This is a genomic window from Paenibacillus sp. MDMC362, from assembly GCF_003269305.1.
Classification (GTDB): Bacteria; Bacillota; Bacilli; order Paenibacillales; family Paenibacillaceae; genus Paenibacillus_AQ.
Genome location: NZ_QLYT01000104.1, coordinates 1 through 2,156 on the forward strand (window position 1 = coordinate 1; position 2,156 = coordinate 2,156).

Here is a 2,156-nt window from a genome sequence, read left to right on the forward strand (position 1 = left end):
CATTAACCAAGGCCGAAACGGCCTGCTTACGTCAAACTTTTCAAGAGACCGGTATAATTGAATATAAATCTCCTGAATGACATCCTCTGCATCTGATGGTTCTCGAATAAGAAAATAAACAGTATTGTAAACGTCCTTAATGGTTGCTTCATATAACTCGCCAAACGCATCACGGTTCCCAGCCAACGTAAGCGAAATAAGCCTTGCATATTCAGATGGATGATTCATCTGCTACCTCCTCCCCTTCGGTCTTACAGTATATATTGGTAATAATTATAGATATCGTTCGAATTATTTCAAAATATAGGACAAGAATTCAGCTGTGACCGGAAAATGGTTTGTTTCTGCCCTATACGCCTAATCGGCAATAGGAACATGTTCTTGTCCAATACGGTAATCGGTACAAGATCTTGTCCTTAGCTTGGGACAAGATCTTGTACCGATAAAATAAAAAAGCCGCTATAATAGCGACTTCAAAGGGAGCATGTTCTTGTCCCTCGACAAGAATAGAACCTGACTCCATGCGGCGAAGCGTGATTATTGTGTTATGTGAAGTCCCAGACTTCCTGAAATATCTCTTCCATGATCTTATTCATTGGTAAAGTGCATTGAAATCTTTCAACACCAGGGTATTTCTCCCCTAAACTCATGATTTCAAATCCAATATTTTTATAAAAATTGACTGCATCTTTATGTGTTTCTGCTATCATCTTGTTTATTTCATTTTTCTTTATATATTCATTAATCATTTCTCTTCCTATTCCTTGCCTTCTATAATCAGATCGAATCGCAATATGTTTCAGCTCAACTTCCTTTGTTGAAAGATGGATTAGTCCGATTAGCCCTATAAGTTCATTATTCTTAAGTCTCCCATAAAGTTTCCTAGCGTCGTCTACTTTGTACATATTGAGCTCTTGAAGTATTCTTTCATTATCAGGCCACATACACTCGGCTAATAAATTGCTTACTTCAGTTACTTCATAATATTCATTCAAATTGATCATATTGACCCCCTATACAAAAGATGATTAAAGGGTTAATGGGTTTTATTGCTCTACAGGAAATTCACATAACATACCCGCATTCCACGTTCAAACGGCTTAAGTGACCAAAGGGAACGGATCTTGAGACTTAGCCGGTTGGATGTGTCGCCTGAGTCTGCTTCATTGATATTCCCCTTGGCGACCAAGGAGTGTTAGCGACGATGCTGGAAATGCATTGTTAGACGAGGTTATTGTCTTCTTTGAGTTGCTAACATATCCTTTAGTCCTTCTTGATTAATTCTTCGTTCCGTAGTGAAATAATATCTGATTTTGCAAAGATAGACCCTAGTTCTCCATTTCTTTTTATATGTAGCCCAAAAAAGAGAAAATGGTTTATTTAGAACTTTCTATACTTTTGAAGGGGTCTTCTAAGTAAAGGATGTAAATATGAAGTCAATATCATCACTTTAAGTTTTCAGGGTTTAATCCTTTTAAAATATCAGGAATAAACATTCCATCTTTGCGGATTAATATATCATCAAACCATATCTCTCCACCGCCATATTCAGGCCTTTGGATATTAACAATATCCCAGTGAAGCTCGGACCAATTTTCATTTCCAGGTGAACTAACTGGAACACATCCAGGTGTAAAGTGAAAGCTTCCCCATATTTTTTCATCAAATAAAGTATCTTTCATAACACTCTCAATATATGGATTAAGACCAATTCCAAATTCACCAAAATACCTCGATCCTTGATCCGTATTCAGTAATTTATTAATTCTTTCTGAATCATTTCCGGTAGCATGTATAATTTTGCCGTCCTTAATTTCAAAACGAATGTTCTCGTAAGTGAAGCCCTCTTTTAAAGAAGGTGTATTATACGAGATAACTCCGTTGACTGAATCCTTAACTGGCATCGTGTAAACTTCACCATCTGGAAGGTTCATAATTCCTGCATCTTTAATACAAGGCATGCCTTTAATCGAAAATGTAAGTTCAGTTCCTTCTCCTATAATTTTAACTTTGTCTGTTTGCTCCATTAACTCAATTAGATTATCCATAGCTCTATCCATTTTTGAATAGTCCAGATTGCACACATTAAAATATAAATCCTCAAAATCCTCCGTTGACATGTTCGCCTGCTGTGCCATGGCATGATTCGGGTAACG

Annotated in this window: 3 protein-coding genes; all 3 read right to left on the bottom strand. The window is 36.8% G+C overall.

All coding sequences use genetic code 11. The annotated features are described in order from the left end of the window. Nucleotides 1–228, bottom strand: a 228-nt coding sequence (locus DP091_RS30945) for a sigma factor (RefSeq protein ID WP_306438140.1), incomplete at its 3' end; no start/stop codon positions are given. A 317-nt stretch (nt 229–545) separates the two neighbouring features. Then, nucleotides 546–1,004, bottom strand: coding sequence for a GNAT family N-acetyltransferase (locus tag DP091_RS30950; RefSeq protein ID WP_113061838.1), 459 nt, complete (start codon nt 1,002–1,004; stop codon nt 546–548). 441 nt (nt 1,005–1,445) lie between these two features. Next, on the bottom strand, nt 1,446–2,156 hold a 711-nt coding region (locus DP091_RS30955), incomplete at its 5' end, for an aminopeptidase (protein ID WP_181469970.1).

Bases quoted from the DNA above. Each gene is read 5' to 3' on its own strand.
- DP091_RS30950 (WP_113061838.1), bottom strand. From the start codon at position 1,004: ATGATCAATTTGAATGAATATTATGAAGTAACTGAAGTAAGCAATTTA.